Raw genomic sequence first — 21,749 nt, forward strand, 5'->3', positions numbered from 1 at the left:
GCTAGGTGGGCCTGGATGACGCCACCTGTGCTGCAGGAATCGGCTGTCTGGTTTCTTCATACCGCAAAAATGATGACTAAAAAAAGTCTTTTTACGCGTAGGTGAAGTTTATTTTTCCAAATGACGAACAGGGGTTGGCGAGGGGGCGCGTGAGGACTACAGTCAAAAATCAGGCTGCCATTGCAGGGGCTATCGCCAGCAAGCCATGCACGGTACCTGTGGGAGCCGGCTTGCCGGCGATGGGCGGCGCAGCAGCCCCCTCTCACTCCCGGTTGGCATATCCCTGGCAGTCTCCCCAACCAATCCCGCTCTGCGCCGTATTGCGCAACAACCACTCCACCGCCGGCTGCGCCTTGGGCAGGCTGTCATGGAACTGGATCACGCCCTTGCGCCACAGCAGCATCAAGGTCAGCACCCGCTGGGCAGAGGCCTCGGCGCTCAGTGCGCCATCATCCTGGGCATCGATGTCCCACAACGACACTTGCAACTGCTGGCTGGCCATGAACGCCTCGCCATCGACCCGGCGCTGCCCGTAGGGCGGCCGAAACAACGGTACATACTGCTCCGGCAAGTCGGCCTGCACCCGAGCCTGGCTGCGCCGCAATGAATCCTGCCAGTCTGTCCACTGCGCATGGGAGCGGTACTCCCAACCCTGAACCCCCACGCAATGCCCACGATAGAGCTGGCGCAAGGCATCTGCCGCACCGGCGTCGCGGCGTTGCTGCAGGCGGTTGCCGAGCACGAAGAACGTGCCTTCAAGCTTTTGCCGGCGCAGATAATCAGCCAGCAGATCGGTACTGCCGCCATCCGGCCCGGGCCCGCCGACGAAGGTCAGCAGGAACATGCGGTCGTTCAGTTCATCCCCATTGCGCTCGCGTGAGGACAACCGCTCCACCTCGCTGCTGGTCTGTGGCAGCAACGCAGCCTTGCGCAGTTGTTCGTCCAGGTACCGCGCATGGAACTGGTGGCTCGGCTCGATCCAGCCCGTGTAGAACGTGCCGACATCGGCGGCGAACGTCGCTGCCTGTGTGCGCAACTCCGCCATCGACGTAACCGGATAGCAGAACGACGCATCCTGTTCGCAACTGCGCTGCGCCTGTTGATAACCTTCCCACAACCGCTGCCACATGCGCGCCCGCACCAGGCGCACCTTCTGCAGGTTGACCTGCCGTAGCCCCAAGCGTGCCGCCAGCGCCGCGTCGTCCAGCAGTTCGCTTTCATGCAGCACCTGGGCGAACGAGAGGATCTCGGCCCGCGAGGCCACATCGAACAACGCCGGGCTGTCCAGCTTTTCGGGCCACAGGCTGCGGTCCAGGCTCACCTGGGTTGAAGGGGCGGCTTGCGCGGCCAGGCTCAGCAGAGCGGCCAGCAAGGCAGAGGCAATACGCACGGTTGAAGCTCCGCAACGGCGAAACGCGCACTATAGCCTCTGCACTGGCCATGGTCTGTGACTATCGTCGCCATAGTTTGGACTTGCACCGCCCAGCCCGTAGAATTCCCGGCCTACGATGCCAGGAGCCGACCCGATGCTGACGGTGATATCACCCGCCAAGACCCTCGACTACGAAACCCCGCCGGTGACCGAGCGTTTCACCCTGCCCCAGTACCTGGACGACTCTCAGGAGCTGATCCAGCAGTTGCGCGACCTGTCGCCAGCGCAGATCAGCGAACTGATGCACCTGTCCGACAAGCTCGCCGGCCTGAATGCCGCGCGCTTCGGCAGCTGGACCCCGGACTTCACCCCGGCCAATGCCAAGCAAGCGCTGCTGGCGTTCAAGGGTGACGTGTATACCGGCCTCGACGCCGAAAGCCTGGGCGAGGACGATTTCAGCTATGCCCAGCAGCACTTGCGCATGCTTTCGGGCCTGTATGGCCTGCTGCGCCCGCTCGACCTGATGCAACCTTACCGCCTGGAAATGGGCACCAAGCTGGCCAACGCCCGCGGCAAGGACCTGTACGCTTTCTGGGGCACACGCATCAGCGAATGGCTGAACCAGGCCTTGGCCGAACAGGGCGATGACGTGCTGCTGAACCTGGCCAGCAACGAGTATTTCAGCGCGGTGAAACGCAGTGCGCTCAAGGCCCGGGTGATCAACGTCGACTTCAAGGACCTGAAGAACGGCCAATACAAGATCATCAGCTTCTACGCCAAGAAAGCCCGCGGCATGATGAGCCGCTTCGTGATCCAGCAGCGCATCAGCGACCCGGAGCAGCTCAAGCAGTTCGATGTGCAGGGGTACTACTACAGTGCCGAACAGTCGAAGCCGGACCACCTGGTGTTCCTGCGGGATCATCCTTCCGAGTGATCCTGTCACGCCCCCTTCGCGGCTAAAGCCGCTCCCACATGTACTTCACTGAACTCAAGATCAGTGCAAAACCTGTGGGAGCGGCTTTAGCCGCGAAGAGGCCAGCAGCCATTACGCACCTCCCCTGCCCTGCAACAGGGCACGCTTCATATCGCCATCACGCCACAAATCCGACGCCAAAAAATCGACATACCGCAACTTATAGCCAAACGCCATAAGACCGTTCGTAGCTTTTTTGACGAATTTTTCAAAATATTTTTCGATGCTGGCATAAAAATATCTCGCAACAGTTTCGCCCTTTATATATCGGGGCAAAACCCCCGAGTGCTATCAGATTGAAATTGTCCGCCACTGAAAAAATATTTAGAAATCTTTCATCCACGCCGAACCCACCTCGGAACTTCTGCTACGACGAATCGCTCATAGTGCCGTAACGATTTTCCTGCCCTTGGGCTGTGAGAAATGACTTACAGATGACAACGGCAGGTATCTACTACTAGCCCCAACAACTTCGACAGGTATGACGGGAACCCCCGAAAACCCTGTCCATGCAGGAGAGAAGCGTCCCTTTCAATTCGTCCTAGTGGTTGATTTCAAAGGATTTTTCCACTTGAAAAAACAAGCACAGCAAAGCGCCACGTAGCGCATTGCAATAAAGACGGCTGCATTCCAGGGCACGTTTTTTAATTAATGGCTTTTTACTGCCACGTTTGAGTGCATAATTTTTTGCGCTCCGGATTTATTTTGCCTGCGCTCGGCGAAGTGTGCATTTCGCCATGGATCCGTGCGCCCGAAAACTGTTGTTAATCAACCCAGTCCGGCTCTCTCCGGAGGTGCCGGCGTGATAAACACATGAGGTGATAGCGATGCGTATCAGCATCTTTGGTTTGGGTTATGTGGGTGCAGTCTGTGCTGGCTGCCTGACGGCGCGAGGCCATGAAGTGATCGGTGTGGATGTATCCAGCACCAAGATCGACCTGATCAATCAGGGCAAGTCGCCCATCGTCGAACCTGGCCTGGAAGCACTGCTGCAACAGGGCATCGCCAACGGCCGCCTGCGCGGTACTACCGATTTCGCCGAAGCCATTCGTGCCAGCGACGTATCGATGATCTGCGTGGGAACCCCAAGCAAGAAGAACGGCGACCTGGGCCTTGAGTACATCGAGTCGGTGTGCCGCGAAATCGGCTACGTGCTGCGTGACAGCGAGCGCCGCCACACCATCGTGGTACGCAGCACCGTGCTGCCGGGCACCGTGAAGAACGTGGTGATCCCGATCCTCGAAGACTGCTCGGGCAAGAAAGCCGGCGTCGACTTCGGCGTCGCGGTCAACCCGGAATTCCTGCGTGAAAGCACCGCGATCAAGGACTACGACCAGCCACCGATGACCGTCATCGGCGAACTGGACAGCGCCAGCGGCGACATCTTGCAGGCCCTGTACGAAGAGCTCGACGCGCCGATCATCCGCAAGCCGATCGAAGTGGCCGAGATGATCAAGTACACCTGCAACGTGTGGCACGCCACCAAGGTCACCTTCGCCAACGAGATCGGCAACATTGCCAAGGCCGTAGGCGTGGATGGCCGTGACGTGATGGACGTGGTCTGCCAGGACAAAGTGCTGAACCTGTCCCAGTACTACATGCGCCCTGGCTTCGCCTTCGGCGGCTCGTGCCTGCCCAAGGATGTGCGCGCCCTCACCTATCGCGCCGCCAGCCTCGATGTACGCGCACCGCTGCTCGACTCGCTGATGCGCAGCAACGAATCGCAGGTGCAGAACGCCTTCGAGCTGATCGAAGCCCACGACAAGCGCAAGGTCGCCCTGCTCGGCCTGAGCTTCAAGGCCGGCACCGACGACCTTCGTGAAAGCCCGCTGGTGGAACTGGCCGAACGCCTGATCGGCAAGGGCTACCAGCTGGATATCTACGACGACAACGTCCAGTACGCCCGCGTCCACGGCGCCAACAAGGACTACATCGAATCGAAGATCCCGCACGTGTCGTCGCTGCTCAACGCCGACTTCCAGAAGGTGATCGACAACGCCGACGTCATCGTCCTGGGCAACCGTGACGAGCAGTTCCGTGCACTGGCCCAACAAGCACCGGCCGGCAAGCACGTGATCGACCTGGTCGGTTTCATGAGCAAACCGACCTGCGCCACCAGCCGCACCGAAGGCATCTGCTGGTAAGTGCTGGCCGGGCAGCGGGGGCCTCCCCACCCCCGCTGCCCACCTTTTCCCGAATTCTCGACGGATGCTGAACATGCAAAGGATCCAGACAGTGCTGTTGCAGTGCGCCGGTTGGCTGCTCTACGTGAGTCTGCTCATGCTGATCGCCCTGGCCCTGCCAGCCGATATCTTCGACTCGCAGTCGAAGCACTTCATCTTCCTGGTCGGCGCAGTCGGCATCTGGCGCTACTCCATGGGCGCCACCCATTTCATCCGCGGCATGATCTTCCTCTACGGCGTATACCCGTACCTGCGCCGCAAGGTTCAGAAAATGGGCAAGGACGCCGACCCGTCCCATGTGTATCTGATGGTGACCAGCTTTCGCATCGAAGCTCTCACCACCGCCCAGGTGTACAGCTCGGTGATCCGCGAGGCGATCAACTGTGGCTTCCCCACCACCGTGGTCTGCTCGCTGGTGGAGATGTCGGACGAACTGCTGGTGAAAAGCCTGTGGGCCAAATACAACCCGCCAGCCCACGTGAAGCTGGACATCGTGCGCATCGCCGGTACCGGCAAGCGTGACGGCCTGGCCTACGGTTTCCGTGCGATCTCGCGCATGCTGCCGGACGAGAACGCCGTGGTGGCGGTAATCGACGGTGACACCGTGCTGGGCGATGGCGTGGTACGCAAGACCGTGCCGTGGTTCAAGCTGTTCCCCAATGTCGGCGGCCTGACCACCAACGAGTTCTGCGAAGTGCGTGGCGGCTACATCATGAGCGAGTGGCACAAGCTGCGCTTCGCCCAGCGCCACATCAACATGTGCTCGATGGCCCTGTCTAAGCGCGTGCTGACCATGACCGGACGCATGTCGATGTTCCGCGCCAGCGTGGTGACCAACCCCGAGTTCATCGCCGACGTCGAAAGCGACTCGCTGATGCACTGGCGCCTGGGCCGCTTCAAGTTCCTCACCGGTGACGACAAGTCCAGCTGGTTCAGCCTGATGCGCCTGGGCTACGACACTTTCTACGTGCCGGACGCCGCCATCAACACGGTCGAGCACCCGCCGGAGAAGAGCTTCCTCAAGGCCAGCCGCAAGCTGATGTACCGCTGGTACGGCAACAACCTGCGGCAGAACTCCCGCGCGCTTGGCCTGGGCCTGCGCCGCCTGGGGCTGTTCACCAGCATCGTGCTGTTCGACCAGCGCGTGTCGATGTGGACCAGCCTGCTGGGCCTGACCGTGGCGGTGATCGCCAGCCTCAAGTTCGGCCTGGGCTTCCTGCTGGTGTATCTGCTGTGGATCGGCATCACCCGCTTGATCCTCACCATCATGCTGCTGTGCTCCGGCCACAACGTAGGCCCGGCCTACCCGCTGATTCTCTATTACAACCAGATCATCGGCGCACTGATGAAGATCTACGTGTTCTTCCGCCTCGACAAGCAGTCCTGGACGCGTCAGCCCACTGCCCTCAAGCGTGACCTCGCCAGCTTTCAACAATGGTTCAACACCTGGTCCTCGCGGACCATGACCTTCTCGGCTGCCAGCATCTTCGTTGCTGTGCTGTTCATGGTCGTGTGAGCCCAACCCGGATCGGAACTAACAGGAACAAACCACATGAATACCGCCGTGAACGTCAACGTCGTGCATGAGTCCGAAGCCCAGCGCCAGCATGCCCGGGTACGCATCCCCGCCAAGCTGCGGTTCCTCGACCCTCAGCGCCAGGCCCACGATGTGAAGGTCGACGACCTCTCCGCCGGTGGCCTGAGTTTCCACACCAAGCAACAACTGTCGGTTGGCGACGTGCTCCGCGGGCGGCTGCAGTTCACGGTCGACAACCTCGGCCTGTCGATGGACATCGAGTTCCAGGTGCGCTCCTACAATCCGGGCAGTGGCCGTACCGGCGCGCAGTTTCAGAACCTCGAGCTCCGCGACATCGCCACGCTGCGCCACATCATCACCTCGCACCTGTCGGGTGAGCTGATCACTGCCGGCGATGTGCTCAGCACCCTGCAGCGCGACAACTTCACCAAGGCGCGCAAGCAGAAGGACGGCGGTGCCGGCCTGAGCGCGTTCGGCCGTCTCAAGGCGGTCACCGTCACCCTAGGCGTGTTCGTGGTCGGTGTCGCCGCCTTCGGCTTCATCGCCAAGTCGCTGTACGGCATGTACTTCGTCAGCCATGCCGAAGCCGGCGTGGTCGCGGTACCCACCACCAACGTCACCATGCCGCGCGACGGCACCGTGAACAGCCTGGTCGAAAGCGGTGGGCAGATCGCCAAGGGCGCGCCACTGGCCAGTTTCACCACCAGCATGCTGGACATGCTCAAGGGCAACCTGGAAGACGCACAGCTGGAGCCGGCGAAGATCGAGGAACTGTTCGGCAAGCAGCTGTCCGGCACCCTCACCAGCCCGTGTGATTGCGTGGTTGCCCGCCAGCTGGTGGACAACGGCCAGTACGCCGCCAAGGGCCAGCCGATCTTCCAGCTGATCCCGCGCACCACCAACCCGATGGTCGAGGCGCGCTTCACCTACCGCCAGTTCGACGAGGTCAAGCCAGGCACCCGCGTCAACTTCCAGGTAGCCGGCGAAGACGAAGTGCGTACCGGCCAGATCGTCAGCAGCGCCAGCCTCAACAGCGAAGACCTGGCCGCCGACATCCGCGTGCAGATCAAGCCCGACAGCGCCCTGCCCGCCGAACTCGCCGGTCGCCCGGCTTCGGTCAACAGCGACCGTGGCCCATCGCTGAACTGGCTGATCGACAAAGCCATGGCCCGTGGGCTGTAAGAGGACCACAACATGATTCCCCACAAGAAAAGCGCCAGCCTGGGCCTGTGTGCCCTGGCTGCAGCCATCACCCTGGCCGGCTGTGCAGGCCTGCCCGACCAGCGCCTGGCCAACGAAGCCATGAAGCGCGGTGACACGGCACTGGCCGAGCGCAACTACAAGGCGCTGGCCGACCTGGGCTACAGCGAAGCGCAAGTGGGCCTGGCCGACATCAAGGTCGCCACCCGCGACCCGGCGAAAATCAAGGAAGCCGAGGCCACCTACCGCGCCGCGGCCGCCATCTCGCCGCGTGCCCAGGCGCGCCTTGGCCGCCTGCTGGTGGCCAAGCCCGACAGCACCCAGGCCGAGCGCGAAGAAGCCGAAACCCTGCTCAAGCAAGCCGCCAAGCAGGGCGAAAGCAACACTCTGATCCCGCTGGCGATGCTCTACCTGACCTACCCGCAGAGCTTCCCCAAGGTCAATGCGCAGCAGCAGATCGACCAGTGGCGCGCCGCCGGTAACCCGGAAGCGGGCCTGGCCCAGGTGCTGCTGTACCGCACCCAGGGCACCTACGACCAGCACCTGGGCGAAGTGGAGAAAATCTGCAAGGCCGCGCTGAACACCACCGACATCTGCTACGTCGAACTGGCCACCGTGTACCAGAAGCGCGGCCAGGCCGACCAGCAGGCTGCCCTCCTCGGCCAGCTCAAGGCTGCCTACGCCCAGGGCGCAGTGCCGGCCACCCGGGTCGATAGCGTTGCCCGGGTACTGGCTGACCGCAGCCTCGGCCAGACCGACGAAAAAACCGCCAAGGACCTGCTCGAGCAGGTGGCCCCGGCCAACCCGGCGTCCTGGGTCAGCCTGGCGCAACTGGTGTACGACTTCCCCGAGCTGGGCGATACCGACCAGCTGATGGCCTACATCGACAAGGGCCGCGAAGCCGAACAGCCACGCGCCGAACTGTTGCTGGGCCGCCTGTACTACGAAGGCAAGACCGTGCCTGCGGACGCGGCCAAAGCCGAAGAACTCCTGCAGGCTGCCGCCGACGCCGGCGAAGTCAGCGCCCATTACTACCTGGGCCAGCTGTACCGCCGCGGCTACCTGGGCAATGTCGAGCCGCAGAAGGCCGTCGACCACCTGCTGGCCGCCGCCCGTGGCGGGCAGAACAGCGCCGACTATGCCCTGGCCCAGCTGTTCAGCGAAGGTCACGGCATTCGCCCGCAACCGGGCAACGCCTGGGTATTCGCCCAGCTCGCCCAGGCCAACCCGTCGCCGCAATCCGCTGAACTGCTGCAGCAGCTCGACCAGCAACTTACGCCTGACCAGCGCAGCCAGGCCCAGCAACTGCTGGCACAAGAGAAGCAGGCGCGCGGCAGCATGGCGCAAGGTGCCAACAGCACCCTGGCCATCGAAGCCCTGCAAGACGACGAAAAAGAAGTAACCGGTGAGGACTCGCTATGACGCTCAATCCCTTCGTGAAAGCTGGCATCGGCCTGAGCTTCGCCCTGCTGTGGTCCTGCCCGACCCTGGCGGAAATGACCGCTGAAAAGAACTTCGGCCTGGATGTGAAAATCACCGGCCAGTCGGAAGACGACCGTGACCTTGGCACCCGCTCCGGCGGTGACGTCAACGGCCTCGGTCTCGATCTGCGCCCTTGGGTATATGGCGAGCGTGGCAACTGGAGCGCCTATGCCATGGGCCAAGCCGTCACCGCGACCGACACCATTGAAACCGATACCTTGCGCCAGAACGACGACGGCACCAGCACCGACACCGCCGCCGACGGCCGTGAACAGGACAAGAGCTACCTGGCCATGCGCGAATTCTGGGTCGGCTACAGCGGCCTCACCGCCTACCCCGGCGAACAGCTGCGTTTCGGTCGCCAGCGCCTGCGCAGCGACGATGGCATGTGGCGTGACACCAATATCGAGGCGCTGAACTGGACCTTCGACACCACCCTGCTCAAGGCCGACCTGGGCGTGGCCCAGCGCTTCAGCGAATACCGCACCGACCTCACCGAGCTGGCCCCGGAAGACAAGGACCGCACACACCTCTACGGCAACGTCGCCACGCAGTGGACCCCTGGCCACTGGGTCGGCGTTCGCGCCCACCATACCCACGATGGCGGCAGCCTGAAGAACCCGGGCGAAACCGTCGATGCGCTGGACAAGACCCGCACCGGCGACCTCACCTGGCTGGGCCTGGAAGCGAACAGCGACGCCTACAACTGGCGCAACGACCACACCGTCAACTACTGGGGCAGCGTCACCTGGCTGACCGGTGACCGCGACACCCTCAGCAGCCAGGTCGTCGGTGACGAAACCGTGGCCACCGGCAAGCAGAGCGGTGACGTCAACGCCTGGGCCACCGACCTCGGCATCCGCCTGCGCCTCGACCCGCAATGGCAGGTCGGTGCGGCCTATGCCCGTGGCAGCGGCGGCGGTGGCGACGACGGTTCGAGCAACTACGAGCAGACCGGCCTGGAGAGCAACCGCTCCAACTACACCGGCACCCGTTCGCGCGTGCACCGCTTCGGTGAAGCCTTCCGTGGCGAGCTGGGCAACCTGCAGGCGGCCACCCTGTTCGCCTCCTGGCAACTGCGCGACGACTACGACGCCAGCTTCATCTACCACAAGTTCTGGCGTGTCGATGGCAACCAGAACATCGGTTCCAGCGGCATCAACGCGGTGGTCAACGACAACGGTGTGAACCGCCCGCTGGTCGATGGCGAAAAAGACCTTGGCCAGGAAATGGACGTGGTCGTGACCAAGTACTTCAAGCAAGGCCTGCTGCCGGCTTCGATGAGCCAGGCCATCGACGAGCCATCTGCCCTGGTGCGCCTGCGCGCCGGTGTGTTCAAGCCGGGTGACGCCTACGGCAAGGAAGCGGACTCGTACATGCACCGCGCCTTCGTCGACGTGATCTGGCGCTTCTGAGGCCGGTAGAGGACTTACCGTTATGAACCTTCACCCGCACTTACGTCACAGCCTGCTGGCCAGCGCCTTGCTGCTGGCCAGCGGCCTGGTGGCTGCCGCAGAGCCCCAGGTGATCGCCAAGGAACTGCAGCAGGCCAAGACCTACACGGTCTCCAGTGCACCGGTCGAGCCGCTGCACATGGACCCGCCGAAGCTGCCTGACCTGACCGGCTACACCGCCGAGGCGGTGCAGAAGAAAATCGACCGTCGCCACAAAGGCAAGGTCAGCCTGCGCCGCATGTTCCAGGAGGATACCCTCAAGGAATTCGTCGGCGGCGACAACAAGGCGGCCGAGTGGGTCCAGCGCCAGCATGGCATTCCGCAGGCGATCTTCGTCGATGACGGCCATGTCGACCTGCTCGAGTTGAGCAAGAAGGTACCCAAGCAGTACCTCAGCGAAGTCGAGCCGGGCGTATACCTGGCGCGCCTGCCGATCGTGGTCGGGCAGAAGGGCATCCTCGAGATCGACGGCAAGGTCAAGCAACTGCGCCTGTCCCAGGAAGGCGGTTCGTTCCTGGTCAACGACGGCAAGCTGTTCGTCACCGACACCCAGGTGACCGGCTGGCGGGAAAAGGAAAACGGCCCGGCGACCTTCCGTTCGCCCAAGGAATTCCGCCCGTTCCTGCTGTCGTGGGGCGGCACCGAGACCTACATCGTCAATACCAAGATGGCCAGCTTCGGCTACGCCAAGTCCAAGTCGTACGGCGTGAGCATCTCGCAGTACACGCCGAACATGGCCAAGCGCATGGGCCGCCCGGAACCCACCGGCTGGATCATCGGCTCCGAGTTCAGCGACATGTGGTACGGCTTCTACTGCTACGAAACCCAGGACTTCGTGGTCAAGGACAGCACCTACCGCGACAACATCGTCTACGGCATCGACCCGCACGACCGCTCGCACCGGCTGATCATCGCCGGCAACACGGTGTACGGCACCAAGAAAAAGCACGGCATCATCGTCTCGCGTGAGGTCAACGACAGCTGGATCATCAACAACAAGAGCTTCGACAACAAGCTCTCGGGCGTGGTGATCGACCGTAACAGCGTCAACAACCTGATTGCCTACAACGAGATCTACCGCAACCACACCGACGGCATCACCCTGTACGAAAGTGGCGACAACCTGATCTGGGGCAACAAGCTGATCAACAACCGCCGCCACGGCATCCGCGTGCGTAACAGCGTGAACATCCGCCTGTACGAGAACGTCGCAATGGCCAACGGCCTGGTCGGCGTGTACGGCCACATCAAGGACCTGTCCAACACCGACCGCGACATCGCCCTCGACCCGTTCGACACCAAGGTGTCGCTGATCCTGGTCGGTGGCGAACTGGCGGCCAACGGCTCGGGCCCGCTGTCGATCGACTCGCCGCTGTCGGTCGAGCTGTACAAGGTATCCATGCTCGCCCCGCGCAAGGCCAACGGCATCAGCCTCAACGGCATCCTCGGCGAACGCCAGGACGAAATCCTCGACCTGCTGGTACGCCAGCAAAAGGCTGTGCTGATCGACCCGGTCGAACGCCAGACCGAAATGATCGATTAAGGAAGCCCAGACCATGACTCCACATCTGATGAAACTGCTGGGCCTGTCCGCCGCCCTTCTGGCGATCAGCCAGGGCGTGCGCGCCGAAGACGTCAAGGCCCCCACCTTCAGCGCCGAGCCTTGCTGCCAGCTGTGCCCTGAAGCGCATGACCCAAGCCGCTACACCACCCGTTACCAGCAGAACTTCACCACGCTGGTGCAGGCGAAGGGCGACTGGCTGTTCCGTACCCGCGAAGACCTGCGCACCGAGTTCAATACCACCCCGGCCGGCTACAAGCGCCTGCAGCAAGTGCACGACGCATTCAAGAAGCGCGGCGTGGAACTGGTGGTGGTGTACCAGCCGACCCGCGGCCTGGTGAACCGCAACATGCTCAACCCGGCGGAAAAGGCTGCCTTCGACTACCAGAAGGCCCTGGGCAACTACCAGGCCATGCTCAAACGCTTTGCCAGCATGGGCTACAACGTGCCCGACCTGTCGCCGCTGACCAACGAACAGCTGGCCGCTGCCGACCAGGGCAAGGACTTCTACTTCCGCGGCGACCAGCACTGGACGCCCTACGGCGCCGAGCGCGCGGCCAGGATCGTGGCCGATACCGTGCACAAGATGCCGGCTTTCGAAGGCATCCCGCGCAAGGAATTCGAAACGAAAAAGTCCGGGCGCATGGGCAAGACCGGCACCCTGCATAACGTGGCCGGCCAGCTGTGCGGCACCAGCTATGCCGTCCAATACATGGACCAGTTCGCCACCGAGCCGAAAGGTTCCACCGGCGGCGGCGACGACCTGTTCGGTGACGGCGGCAACGCGCAGATCACCCTGGTCGGCACCAGCCACAGTGGCAAGAACTACAACTTCTCCGGCTTCCTCGAGCAGTACATCGGCGCCGACGTGCTCAACGTGGCCTTCCCTGGTGGTGGCCTGGAAGGTTCGATGATCCAGTACCTGGGCAGCGAAGAATTCCAGAAGAACCCGCCGAAGATCCTGATCTGGGAATTCTCCCCGCTGTATCGCCTGGACCAGGAAACCATCTGGCGGCAAATCCTTGGCCTGCTCGACGACGGCTGCGATGACCGCCCGGCCCTGATGAGCGCCAGCGCCACCCTCAAGCCCGGCAAGAACGAGCTGATGGTCAATGGCAAGGGCGGCGTGATCAAAGACCTGATCAACCGCAACATGCAGATGGACATCAAGTTCGAAGACCCGTCGGTGAAGGTGCTGCAAGCGACCCTCTGGTACCTCAACGGCCGCCACGAGGACATCAAGCTGGAAAAACCGGAAACCTCCGACACCGACGGCCGCTTCGTCTTCCAGATGCGCGAAGACGAGGACTGGGCCAGCCAGAGCCTGCTGGCGTTCGAGGTGCAGGGGCCGGAAAGCGGTACCCAGAAGGTCGAAGCCAAGCTTTGCAAACGCAACAACTTCGCCGTGCCTGCGCAGACCGCGCAGGCCGGCCAGTGAGGCGACCATGATCCCGTTCAAGCGAATTTCCCGCCCCGCCCTGCTCGCCCTGGCGTTGTGCGGCGGTGCCGCGCACGCCGCGCTGGTACCGCCCCAGGGTTACTACGAGGGGATCGAAAAGCTCAAGACCGGCGACGGTAACTTCCGCTGCGAAGCTGCCCCCAAACCGTATACCGGTGCCCTGCAGTTCCGCAGCAAGTACGAAGGCTCGGACAAGGCGCGGGCAACACTCAACGCCGACTCGGAAAAGGCCTTTCGCAAGTCCACCGAAGACATCACCACCCTTGAGAAAGGCGTGAGCAAGATGATCGGCCAGTACATGCGTGACGGCCGCCCGGCGCAGCTCGACTGCACCCTGGCCTGGCTGGGCAGCTGGGCACGCGCCGATGCGCTGATGTCCACCGACTACAACCACACCGGCAAGTCGATGCGCAAATGGGCGCTGGGCAGCATGAGTGGTTCGTGGCTGCGCCTGAAGTTCTCCAATTCGCAGCCGTTGGCCGCGCACCAGGCCGAGGCCGAGCTGATCGAAAAATGGTTCGCCCGCCTGGCCGAGCAGACCGTGCGCGACTGGAGCGACCTGCCACTGGAGAAGATCAACAACCACAGCTACTGGGCGGCCTGGGCGGTAATGGCCACCGCCGTGGCCACCGACCGTCGCGACCTGTTCGACTGGGCCGTGAAGGAATACAGGGTTGGCGCCAACCAGGTAGACGAGCAGGGCTTCCTGCCCAACGAACTGAAGCGCAAGCAACGCGCCCTGGCCTACCACAACTACGCCCTGCCGCCGTTGACGATGATCGCCAGCTTCGCCCAGGTCAATGGCGTGGACGTGCGCGGCGAGAACAACAACGCCCTGCAGCGCCTGGCGCAGCGGGTACTGAACGGTTCGAAGGACCCAAGCGCGTTCAAGGCCCGCAATGGCGAGAAACAGGACATGAAAGACCTGAAGATCGACAGCAAGTACTCGTGGATGGAGCCCTATTGCAGCCTGTATGCGTGCAGTGGCGACACCCTGCAGCGCAAGCGCGGTATGCAGCCGTTCAACAGCTTCCGGCTGGGCGGCGACCTGACCCGGGTCTATGACCCGAGCGCGGAATCGAAAAAGTAACGTAAAACCCCTGTGGGAGCGGGTTTACCCGCGAAAAGGCCAGACCTGCCATGTGCGGTGCCTGTGCCGGCCTCTTCGCGGGTAAACCCGCTCCCACAGGAATCTAGGTAGCCCGCCACGAACATGTGGGGGGTTTGGGGGGCGCTTTGCCCCGGATGCTGTGAACAAAAAGGAGAACCGGGATGGTCTTCTCGTCCAACGTGTTCCTGTTCCTGTTCTTGCCGATCTTCCTCGGCCTGTACTACTTGAGCGGGCAACGCTATCGCAACCTGCTGCTGCTGGTCGCCAGCTACATCTTCTACGCCTGGTGGCGGGTCGACTTCCTCGCCCTGTTCGCCGGCGTGACCCTGTGGAACTACTGGATCGGCCTGAAAGTCGGCGCCGCCGGCGTGCGTACCAAGCCGGCCCAGCGCTGGCTGCTGCTCGGCGTCGGTGTGGACCTGGCGATTCTCGGCTACTTCAAGTACGCCAACTTCGGCGTCGACAGCCTCAACGCGATCATCTCCTCGTTCGGCCTGGAGCCGTTCATCCTCACCCACGTGCTGCTGCCGATCGGTATCTCGTTCTACATCTTCGAGTCGATCAGCTACATCATCGACGTGTACCGCGGCGACACCCCGGCCACCCGCAACCTGATCGACTTCGCGGCGTTCGTGGCGATCTTCCCGCACCTGATCGCCGGCCCCGTGCTGCGCTTCAAGGACCTGGTCGACCAGTTCAACAACCGCACCCACACCCTGGACAAGTTCTCCGAAGGCTGCACCCGCTTCATGCAGGGCTTCATCAAGAAAGTGTTCATCGCCGATACCCTGGCGGTAGTGGCCGACCACTGCTTCGCCCTGCAGAACCCGACCACCGGGGATGCCTGGCTCGGCGCTTTGGCCTACACCGCGCAGCTGTACTTCGACTTCAGCGGCTACAGCGACATGGCCATCGGCCTCGGCCTGATGATGGGCTTCCGCTTCATGGAGAACTTCAAGCAGCCGTACATCAGCCAGTCGATCACCGAGTTCTGGCGGCGCTGGCACATCAGCCTGTCGACCTGGCTGCGCGACTACCTGTACATCACCCTGGGCGGTAACCGCAAAGGCACCTTCAACACCTACCGCAACCTGTTCCTGACCATGCTGCTGGGTGGCCTGTGGCACGGCGCCAACTTCACCTACATCATCTGGGGCGCCTGGCACGGCATGTGGCTGGCCATCGAGCGCGCGCTGGGCATCGACACCAACCCGCAGCGTTTCAACCCGGTGAAGTGGGCATTCACCTTCCTGCTGGTGGTGGTTGGCTGGGTAATCTTCCGTGCCGAGAACCTGGAAGTGGCCGGTCGCATGTACGGCGCCATGTTCAGCTTCGGCGACTGGCAGCTGTCGGAACTCAACCGTGCCCAGCTCACCGGCCTGCAGGTAGCCACCCTGGTGGTCGCCTACATCACCCTGGCGTTCTTCGGCCTGCGCGACTTCTACCGCAACGCCCGGCCAACGCCCAAGGCCACCCCGGTGGAGGTCAACAGCGACGGTTCGATCGGCCTGGACTGGACCCGGGTGATGACCCGCGCCCTGGTGCTGCTGCTGTTCGTTGCCTCGATCCTCAAACTTTCGGCGCAGAGCTACTCGCCGTTCCTCTACTTCCAGTTCTGAGGTTGATGACATGACCCGGACATTACGCATTACCTATTCGCTGTCGTTCCTCGGCCTGCTGGTGGGCATGGGCGTCTGGTCCACCGGTGGCCTGCAAAGCTTCCAGCGTACCGAGCAGATGACCCTGCTCAACGGCAAGCTGGCCAAGGCCGCCGAGACCCACTACGACGAGCAGTTCCCGATCAAGCGCCTGGGTACCAACCTGTGGGCGGCGATGGACTTCAAGCTGTTCAACGAAGGCCGCCCTGGCGTGGTGCTGGGCCGCGACCAGTGGCTGTTCAGTGACGAAGAGTTCAAGCCCACCGCAGGTGCCGAGCAGCTGATGCAAGAAAACCTGGCGCTGATCCGTGGCGTGCGCGACACCCTGCAGCAGCACGGCAGCCAGCTGGTGCTGGCGATCGTGCCGGCCAAGGCGCGGGTGTACGCCGAGTACCTGGGCAAGGAACTGCCGACCAGCCTGCATGACGACCTGTACAACCAGTTCCATGCCCAGGCACGCCAGGCCAACGTGTTCGCCCCGGACCTGATGGCACCCATGGAGCAGGCCAAGGCGCGCGGCCAGGTGTTCCTGCGCACCGACACCCACTGGACGCCGATGGGCGCCGAAGTGGCTGCGCAGGCACTGGCCGAAGCGGTCAGCCGCCAGAGCCTGCTCAACGGCGACCCGCAGGCGTTCATCACCGAAGCCGGCAGCACCGCGCCATACAAGGGCGACCTGACCAACTTCCTGCCACTGGACCCGCTGTTCAGCAACCTTCTGCCGGCCCCGGACAACCTGCAGCAGCGCACCACTCGCCCGGTCGAGGCCGAAGGTGAAGCCGGTGACGCACTGTTCGCCGACACGCAGATCCCGGTTGCGCTGGTGGGCACCAGCTACAGCGCCAACCCGCACTGGAACTTCCTCGGCGCGCTGCAGCAGGCTCTGCGCAGCGATGTGGCCAACTACGCCGAAGACGGCCATGGCCCGCTGCTGCCGATGCTCAAGTACCTGCAAAGCGATGCCTTCAAGAACGCCGCCCCCCAAGTGGTGGTGTGGGAATTCCCCGAACGTTATCTGCCAATGAAGAACGACCTCAGCAGCTTCGATCCACAGTGGATCGCCCAGCTGAAGAACACCCGTAAATCCGAAGAAAACCTGGCTTTGTCGTCCACCCGGACTAACCACTAATCAGAGGAACATACATATGACTACCAAGACTTCCATTGCCAAAGCCCTCACCCTCGCTGCCGGCCTGTCCCTGGCCTCCATGCAGGCCTTCGCCGGCGCCGACGCCGCGCTGTATGGCCCGAGCGCGCCGAAAGGCTCGACCTTCGTGCGCCTTTACAACGCTTCCAGCGCACCGGCGGCAGCTTCGGTCGGCAACACCCAGATCAAACAGGTTGGTGCACAGGGCAGCAGTGACTTCAGCTTCCTGCCAGGGGGTGACTACACCGCTCAGGTCGGTGGCAAGAGCGTGCCGGTCAAGCTGGCTGCGGACAAGTACTACACCCTGGTCAACAGCGCCAGCGGCAACCCGCAGTTGATCGAAGAGCCGCCGTTCAAGAACAAGCAGAAAGCCCTGGTTCGCGTGCAGAACCTGAGTGACCAGCAACTGACCCTGAAGACCGCCGACGGCAAGACCGAAGTGGTCAAGCCGGTGGCCGCCAACGGCCGCGGCGAACGCGAAATCAACCCGGTCAAGGTCAACCTGGCGCTGTTCCAAGGAGACAAGAAAGTGGGTGACGTCAAACCCGTCGCCCTGGAGCGCGGCGAAGCCGCAGTGCTGTACGTAACGGGTTCCGGCAACGCCTTGTCGCCGGTGTGGGTAACTCGCCCCGTGGCTAGCAACTGATTCCACTGCCTCTCAACGACTATTGGAGAAACATGATGATCCCGGTAATTCTTTCTGGTGGTAGCGGTTCCCGTCTGTGGCCTCTGTCGCGCAAGCAGTTCCCCAAGCAGTTCCTGGCCCTGACCGGTGAACACACACTGTTCCAGCAAACCCTCGAGCGCCTGGTGTTCGAAGGCATGGACACACCGATCGTGGTCTGCAACAAGGACCACAAGTTCATCGTCCAGGAGCAACTGGCCGCGCTGAAGCTGGAAACCCAAGGCATCCTGATGGAACCGTTCGGCCGCAATACCGCGCCGGCCGTGGCCATGGCTGCCATGAAACTGGTCAACGAGGGCCGCGACGAGCTGATGCTGGTGCTGCCCGCCGACCACGTGATCGATGACCAGAAAGCCCTGCAGCGCGCCCTGGCCCTGGCCACCGTGGCCGCCGAGCGTGGCGAGATGGTGCTGTTCGGCGTGCCGGCGACCAAGCCGGAAACCGGCTACGGCTACATCCGTTCCAGCCAGGACGCCCTGCTGCCTGAAGGCGTGGCGCGCGTGGCGCAGTTCGTCGAAAAGCCCGACGAAAAACGCGCCGCCGAGTTCGTCCAGGCCGGCGGCTACTTCTGGAACAGCGGCATGTTCCTGTTCCGTGCCAGCCGCTTCCTCGAAGAGCTGAAAAAGCACGACGGCGACATCTACGACACCTGCGTGCTGGCCCTGGAGCGCAGCCAGGAAGACGGTGATGTGCTGAGCATCGACGAAGCCACCTTCGCCTGCTGCCCGGACAACTCCATCGACTACGCGGTGATGGAAAAGACCCAGCGCGCCTGCGTGGTGCCGATGTCGGCCGGCTGGAGCGACGTGGGCTGCTGGTCGTCGCTGTGGGAAGTGCACGAGAAGGACGACAACGGCAACGTCACCAAGGGCGATGTGGTGGTGCAGGACAGCCACAACTGCATGATCCACGGCAACGGCAAGCTGGTGTCGGTGATCGGCCTGGAGAACATCGTGGTGGTCGAGACCAAGGACGCCATGATGATTGCCCACAAGGACAAGGTCCAGGGCGTCAAGCAGATGGTCAAGACCCTCGACGAGCAGGGCCGCAGCGAAACCCAGAACCACCTGGAAGTGTATCGCCCGTGGGGCTCGTACGACTCGGTGGACATGGGCGGCCGCTTCCAGGTCAAGCACATCACCGTCAAGCCGGGCGCCAGCCTGTCGCTGCAGATGCACCACCACCGTGCCGAGCACTGGATCGTGGTATCCGGCACCGCCGAAGTGACCTGTGACGAGAACGTGTTCCTGCTGACCGAGAACCAGTCCACCTACATCCCGATCGCCTCGGTGCACCGCCTGCGCAACCCGGGCAAGATCCCGCTGGAGATCATCGAAGTGCAGTCCGGCAGCTACCTCGGCGAGGATGACATCGAGCGCTTCGAGGATGTTTACGGGCGTACCTCCACTCCGATCGAACGGGGTGTTTCGGTGAAGACCATCGCGCAGTAATGCAACCCTGGGGCCGCTTTGCGGCCCCGCTTTTTGAGCCACTCTCCATTTCGGGCTACGATGGTCAGACCCCGCGCAATCAAGGTCTGCACGTCCCATGATCATCGGTGCCTTCCTCATCCTCACCTGGCTGGTGCTGCTGTTGCGCTACCCGGCCAAGGCCCTGCCGATCTCGATGGCAGCCGTTTGTGGCCTGGGCCTGGTGGCCCTGTTCGTCGTCTGGCAGGACACCCGCGAAACCTCGCAATTGGCCCGCCTGGACCTACGCCTGACCTACGCCCCCGAACACTGCCCCGCCGACCGCGCCCTGCAGGTGCGCATGAAGAACGGTAACGACGTGCCGCTGACCGAGTTGCGCTGGCGGGTGGCGGCGTATGCGCCGGGCGATACCGTGAACCTGGCGGAGAACACCTACAACGCCCCGCGCTACCGTGGGCCGGGTGAGCTGCAGCCAGGGGCCGAGTGGAAGGACTGCCTGCCACTGCCGCCACTGCGCTCCGGGTACCGGCCGCAGACCCTGGAGTTTCGTGCAGAGCATCTGCAAGGTACGTTTGCCAACTAATGTATCGCCTGTGCCGGCCTCTTCGCGGGTAAACCCGCTCCCACACGGACTACACAGGTCTCAAATTCTGTGGTGTACCTGTGGGAGCGGGTTTACCCGCGAAGAGGCCGGCACAGGAAAAACCAATCCTCCCTGACAGCAGGCCCCACCATGCCCACCGTCCTGATCACCGGTTGTTCCAGCGGCATCGGCCGCGCCCTGGCCGACGCCTTCCGCGATGCCGGCCACCACGTCTGGGCTACCGCCCGCAAACCTGAGGATGTCGAGCAACTGAACGCCGCCGGCTTCACCGCGCGGCAACTTGATGTGAACGACAGCGAGGCGCTGGCCCGCCTGGCCGAGGAACTGGTAAACCTCGATATCTTGATCAACAACGCCGGCTACGGCGCCATGGGCCCGCTGCTCGATGGTGGTGTGGATGCCCTGCGCCAGCAGTTCGAAACCAATGTATTCGCCGTGGTCGGCGTTACCCGCGCATTGTTCCCCCAGCTACGCCGCTCACGGGGTCTGGTGGTGAACATCGGCAGCGTATCAGGCGTGCTGATCACGCCATTCGCCGGCGCCTACTGCGCCTCGAAAGCCGCCGTGCATGCCCTGAGCGATGCCTTGCGCCTGGAACTGGCGCCGTTTGGTGTGCAGGTAATGGAAGTGCAGCCAGGAGCGATTGCCTCGCAGTTCGCCAGCAATGCCCAGCGCCAGGCCGAGCAGGTGCTGGCGACGGATTCGGCGTGGTGGCCGTTGCGCGAGCACGTGCAGGCACGGGCACGGGCTTCGCAGGACAAGCCCACCTCGGCGGCGGTGTTTGCCCAGGGCGTGTTGGCAGCGGTCGGGAAGTCGCCGGTGCCGGCGGTGGTGCGGTTGGGGAACGGCAGTACGGCGTTGCCGTTGATGGCCCGGTTACTGCCGCGGCGGGTGCTGGATTGGGCGTTGCGCAAGCGGTTTGGCCTGCTGCGCCCGCTCTGATTGATTGGTTGTCTGTGCTGGCCTCTTCGCGGGTAAACCCGCTCCCACAGGTACCCCACAGAATTTGAGCCCTGTGCGATACCTGTGGAAGCGGGTTTACCCGCGAAGAGGCCGGTACAGGCAAAACAGATCAGGCAATGGAACGCAGCACCCCGCCATCCACCCGCAAGGCAGCCCCGGTAGTGGCACTGGCCTGCATCGATGCCAGGTACACCACCATGTTCGCCACCTCCTCCACCGTCGCCAGCCGCTTGATCAGCGAGGTCGGCCGGTGCTCGGCCAGGAAGTTGGCTTCCAGCTCTTCAGTCGACACCCCCTGCTCCTCGGCCAGCCTGGTAAAGAAGTCGCCCACACCTTCCGAACGCGTAGGCCCCGGCAACACCGAATTCACCGTCACCCCGGTGCCGGCCAGGGTCTCGGCCAGCCCACGCGACACCGCCAGCAATGCGGTCTTGGTCATGCCGTAATGAATCATCTCGGTCGGGATCTGCAGCGCCGACTCACTGGACAGGAACACCACTCGCCCCCAGTTGCGCTCGGCCATGCCCGGGGCATAGTGGCGCGACAGGCGAACGGCACTGAGCACATTGACGTCGAAGAAACGCTGCCAGTCCTCATCCTCGATCTCGAAGAACGGCTTGGGCTCGAAGATGCCCAGGTTGTTGACCAGGATGTCGGTGTGCGGCACCTGCTTGAAAAGCGTCTGCGCACCGGCCTGGGTGCCCAGGTCGGCAGCGATGCCGATGATGCGCGACTGCGGCAGGCGCTCGCGCACAACTTTGAGGGCTTCGTCGACCCGGGCCTGGGTGCGACCGTTGAGGACCACTTCGGCCCCCGCCTCGGCCAGGCCGATGGCGATGGCCAGGCCGATGCCGGCGGTGGAGCCGCTGACGATGGCGCGCTTGCCGTTCAGGGAAATGTGCATCTGTGCCTCCTCGGTAATCATGACAA

17 protein-coding genes are annotated in these 21,749 nt (G+C 63.0%); 15 read left to right on the forward strand and 2 right to left on the reverse strand.

Annotated elements, in window-relative coordinates; all coding sequences use genetic code 11:
- Nucleotides 1-262: 262 nt before the first annotated feature.
- Nucleotides 263-1,390, reverse strand: a complete 1,128-nt coding sequence (locus tag QN085_RS21490) for a polysaccharide deacetylase family protein (protein ID WP_023660653.1) — start codon at nucleotides 1,388-1,390, stop codon at nucleotides 263-265.
- 136 nt (nucleotides 1,391-1,526) lie between these two features.
- Between QN085_RS21490 and yaaA the strand changes: the two genes are divergently transcribed.
- The 15 genes from yaaA to QN085_RS21565 all read left to right on the forward strand — a co-directional run bounded on the left by yaaA (nucleotide 1,527) and on the right by QN085_RS21565 (nucleotide 20,798).
- A complete protein-coding gene (gene yaaA / locus QN085_RS21495; RefSeq protein WP_013974148.1) occupies nucleotides 1,527-2,306 on the forward strand; it encodes a peroxide stress protein YaaA in 780 nt (259 codons plus the stop codon).
- 866 nt (nucleotides 2,307-3,172) lie between these two features.
- The gene (locus QN085_RS21500) at nucleotides 3,173-4,489 is read left to right on the forward strand and encodes a nucleotide sugar dehydrogenase (protein WP_023660654.1); all 1,317 of its coding nucleotides are present in this window, start codon (nucleotides 3,173-3,175) and stop codon (nucleotides 4,487-4,489) included.
- A gap of 73 nt (nucleotides 4,490-4,562) precedes the next feature.
- Nucleotides 4,563-6,044: a glycosyltransferase family 2 protein gene (locus QN085_RS21505; protein WP_031324250.1), complete on the forward strand. Its 1,482-nt coding sequence runs from the start codon at nucleotides 4,563-4,565 to the stop codon at nucleotides 6,042-6,044.
- A 36-nt stretch (nucleotides 6,045-6,080) separates the two neighbouring features.
- Nucleotides 6,081-7,247, forward strand: coding sequence for an alginate biosynthesis protein Alg44 (locus tag QN085_RS21510; RefSeq protein WP_013974151.1), 1,167 nt, complete (start codon nucleotides 6,081-6,083; stop codon nucleotides 7,245-7,247).
- 12 nt (nucleotides 7,248-7,259) lie between these two features.
- Entirely contained in the window at nucleotides 7,260-8,687 is a 1,428-nt protein-coding gene (gene algK / locus QN085_RS21515) for an alginate biosynthesis TPR repeat lipoprotein AlgK (RefSeq protein WP_013974152.1), read from the forward strand.
- Nucleotides 8,684-10,162, forward strand: coding sequence for an alginate export family protein (locus tag QN085_RS21520; protein WP_013974153.1), 1,479 nt, complete (start codon nucleotides 8,684-8,686; stop codon nucleotides 10,160-10,162). Before algK ends, QN085_RS21520 begins: the two co-directional genes overlap by 4 nt.
- Nucleotides 10,163-10,184: 22 nt before the next feature.
- Nucleotides 10,185-11,744 (forward strand): mannuronan 5-epimerase AlgG, encoded by a 1,560-nt coding sequence (gene algG, locus QN085_RS21525; RefSeq protein WP_013974154.1) that lies wholly within the window; start codon nucleotides 10,185-10,187, stop codon nucleotides 11,742-11,744.
- A gap of 13 nt (nucleotides 11,745-11,757) precedes the next feature.
- Nucleotides 11,758-13,200: an alginate O-acetyltransferase gene (locus QN085_RS21530; RefSeq protein WP_013974155.1), complete on the forward strand. Its 1,443-nt coding sequence runs from the start codon at nucleotides 11,758-11,760 to the stop codon at nucleotides 13,198-13,200.
- 7 nt (nucleotides 13,201-13,207) lie between these two features.
- A complete protein-coding gene (locus QN085_RS21535; protein ID WP_013974156.1) occupies nucleotides 13,208-14,311 on the forward strand; it encodes a mannuronate-specific alginate lyase in 1,104 nt (367 codons plus the stop codon).
- Between the two features lie 182 nt (nucleotides 14,312-14,493).
- Nucleotides 14,494-15,951, forward strand: a complete 1,458-nt coding sequence (locus tag QN085_RS21540) for an MBOAT family O-acyltransferase (protein ID WP_013974157.1) — start codon at nucleotides 14,494-14,496, stop codon at nucleotides 15,949-15,951.
- 10 nt (nucleotides 15,952-15,961) lie between these two features.
- Nucleotides 15,962-17,119, forward strand: coding sequence for an alginate O-acetyltransferase (locus QN085_RS21545; RefSeq protein ID WP_023660658.1), 1,158 nt, complete (start codon nucleotides 15,962-15,964; stop codon nucleotides 17,117-17,119).
- A 16-nt stretch (nucleotides 17,120-17,135) separates the two neighbouring features.
- Entirely contained in the window at nucleotides 17,136-17,783 is a 648-nt protein-coding gene (locus tag QN085_RS21550) for an alginate O-acetyltransferase AlgF (protein WP_013974158.1), read from the forward strand.
- A gap of 35 nt (nucleotides 17,784-17,818) precedes the next feature.
- The gene (locus QN085_RS21555) at nucleotides 17,819-19,273 is read left to right on the forward strand and encodes a mannose-1-phosphate guanylyltransferase/mannose-6-phosphate isomerase (protein ID WP_024087718.1); all 1,455 of its coding nucleotides are present in this window, start codon (nucleotides 17,819-17,821) and stop codon (nucleotides 19,271-19,273) included.
- A gap of 97 nt (nucleotides 19,274-19,370) precedes the next feature.
- Nucleotides 19,371-19,835, forward strand: a complete 465-nt coding sequence (locus QN085_RS21560) for a hypothetical protein (protein ID WP_023660659.1) — start codon at nucleotides 19,371-19,373, stop codon at nucleotides 19,833-19,835.
- Nucleotides 19,836-19,985: 150 nt separating this feature from the next.
- Nucleotides 19,986-20,798, forward strand: coding sequence for an SDR family oxidoreductase (locus QN085_RS21565; protein WP_024087719.1), 813 nt, complete (start codon nucleotides 19,986-19,988; stop codon nucleotides 20,796-20,798).
- Nucleotides 20,799-20,928: 130 nt separating this feature from the next.
- Here the strand turns inward: QN085_RS21565 and QN085_RS21570 are convergent, their stop codons facing one another.
- Nucleotides 20,929-21,723, reverse strand: a complete 795-nt coding sequence (locus QN085_RS21570; protein WP_024087720.1) for an SDR family NAD(P)-dependent oxidoreductase — start codon at nucleotides 21,721-21,723, stop codon at nucleotides 20,929-20,931.
- Between the last annotated feature and the right edge of the window lie 26 nt (nucleotides 21,724-21,749).

This window comes from Pseudomonas sp. M2(2023), from assembly GCF_030263955.1.
In the GTDB taxonomy this organism is placed as follows: Bacteria; Pseudomonadota; Gammaproteobacteria; order Pseudomonadales; family Pseudomonadaceae; genus Aquipseudomonas; species Aquipseudomonas asiatica.

Bases quoted from the DNA above. Each gene is read 5' to 3' on its own strand.
- yaaA (WP_013974148.1), top strand. From the start codon at position 1,527: ATGCTGACGGTGATATCACCCGCCAAGACCCTCGACTACGAAACCCCG.
- QN085_RS21500 (WP_023660654.1), top strand. From the start codon at position 3,173: ATGCGTATCAGCATCTTTGGTTTGGGTTATGTGGGTGCAGTCTGTGCT.
- QN085_RS21505 (WP_031324250.1), top strand. From the start codon at position 4,563: ATGCAAAGGATCCAGACAGTGCTGTTGCAGTGCGCCGGTTGGCTGCTC.
- QN085_RS21510 (WP_013974151.1), top strand. From the start codon at position 6,081: ATGAATACCGCCGTGAACGTCAACGTCGTGCATGAGTCCGAAGCCCAG.
- algK (WP_013974152.1), top strand. From the start codon at position 7,260: ATGATTCCCCACAAGAAAAGCGCCAGCCTGGGCCTGTGTGCCCTGGCT.
- QN085_RS21520 (WP_013974153.1), top strand. From the start codon at position 8,684: ATGACGCTCAATCCCTTCGTGAAAGCTGGCATCGGCCTGAGCTTCGCC.
- algG (WP_013974154.1), top strand. From the start codon at position 10,185: ATGAACCTTCACCCGCACTTACGTCACAGCCTGCTGGCCAGCGCCTTG.
- QN085_RS21530 (WP_013974155.1), top strand. From the start codon at position 11,758: ATGACTCCACATCTGATGAAACTGCTGGGCCTGTCCGCCGCCCTTCTG.
- QN085_RS21535 (WP_013974156.1), top strand. From the start codon at position 13,208: ATGATCCCGTTCAAGCGAATTTCCCGCCCCGCCCTGCTCGCCCTGGCG.
- QN085_RS21540 (WP_013974157.1), top strand. From the start codon at position 14,494: ATGGTCTTCTCGTCCAACGTGTTCCTGTTCCTGTTCTTGCCGATCTTC.
- QN085_RS21545 (WP_023660658.1), top strand. From the start codon at position 15,962: ATGACCCGGACATTACGCATTACCTATTCGCTGTCGTTCCTCGGCCTG.
- QN085_RS21550 (WP_013974158.1), top strand. From the start codon at position 17,136: ATGACTACCAAGACTTCCATTGCCAAAGCCCTCACCCTCGCTGCCGGC.
- QN085_RS21555 (WP_024087718.1), top strand. From the start codon at position 17,819: ATGATCCCGGTAATTCTTTCTGGTGGTAGCGGTTCCCGTCTGTGGCCT.
- QN085_RS21560 (WP_023660659.1), top strand. From the start codon at position 19,371: ATGATCATCGGTGCCTTCCTCATCCTCACCTGGCTGGTGCTGCTGTTG.
- QN085_RS21565 (WP_024087719.1), top strand. From the start codon at position 19,986: ATGCCCACCGTCCTGATCACCGGTTGTTCCAGCGGCATCGGCCGCGCC.
- QN085_RS21570 (WP_024087720.1), bottom strand. From the start codon at position 21,723: ATGCACATTTCCCTGAACGGCAAGCGCGCCATCGTCAGCGGCTCCACC.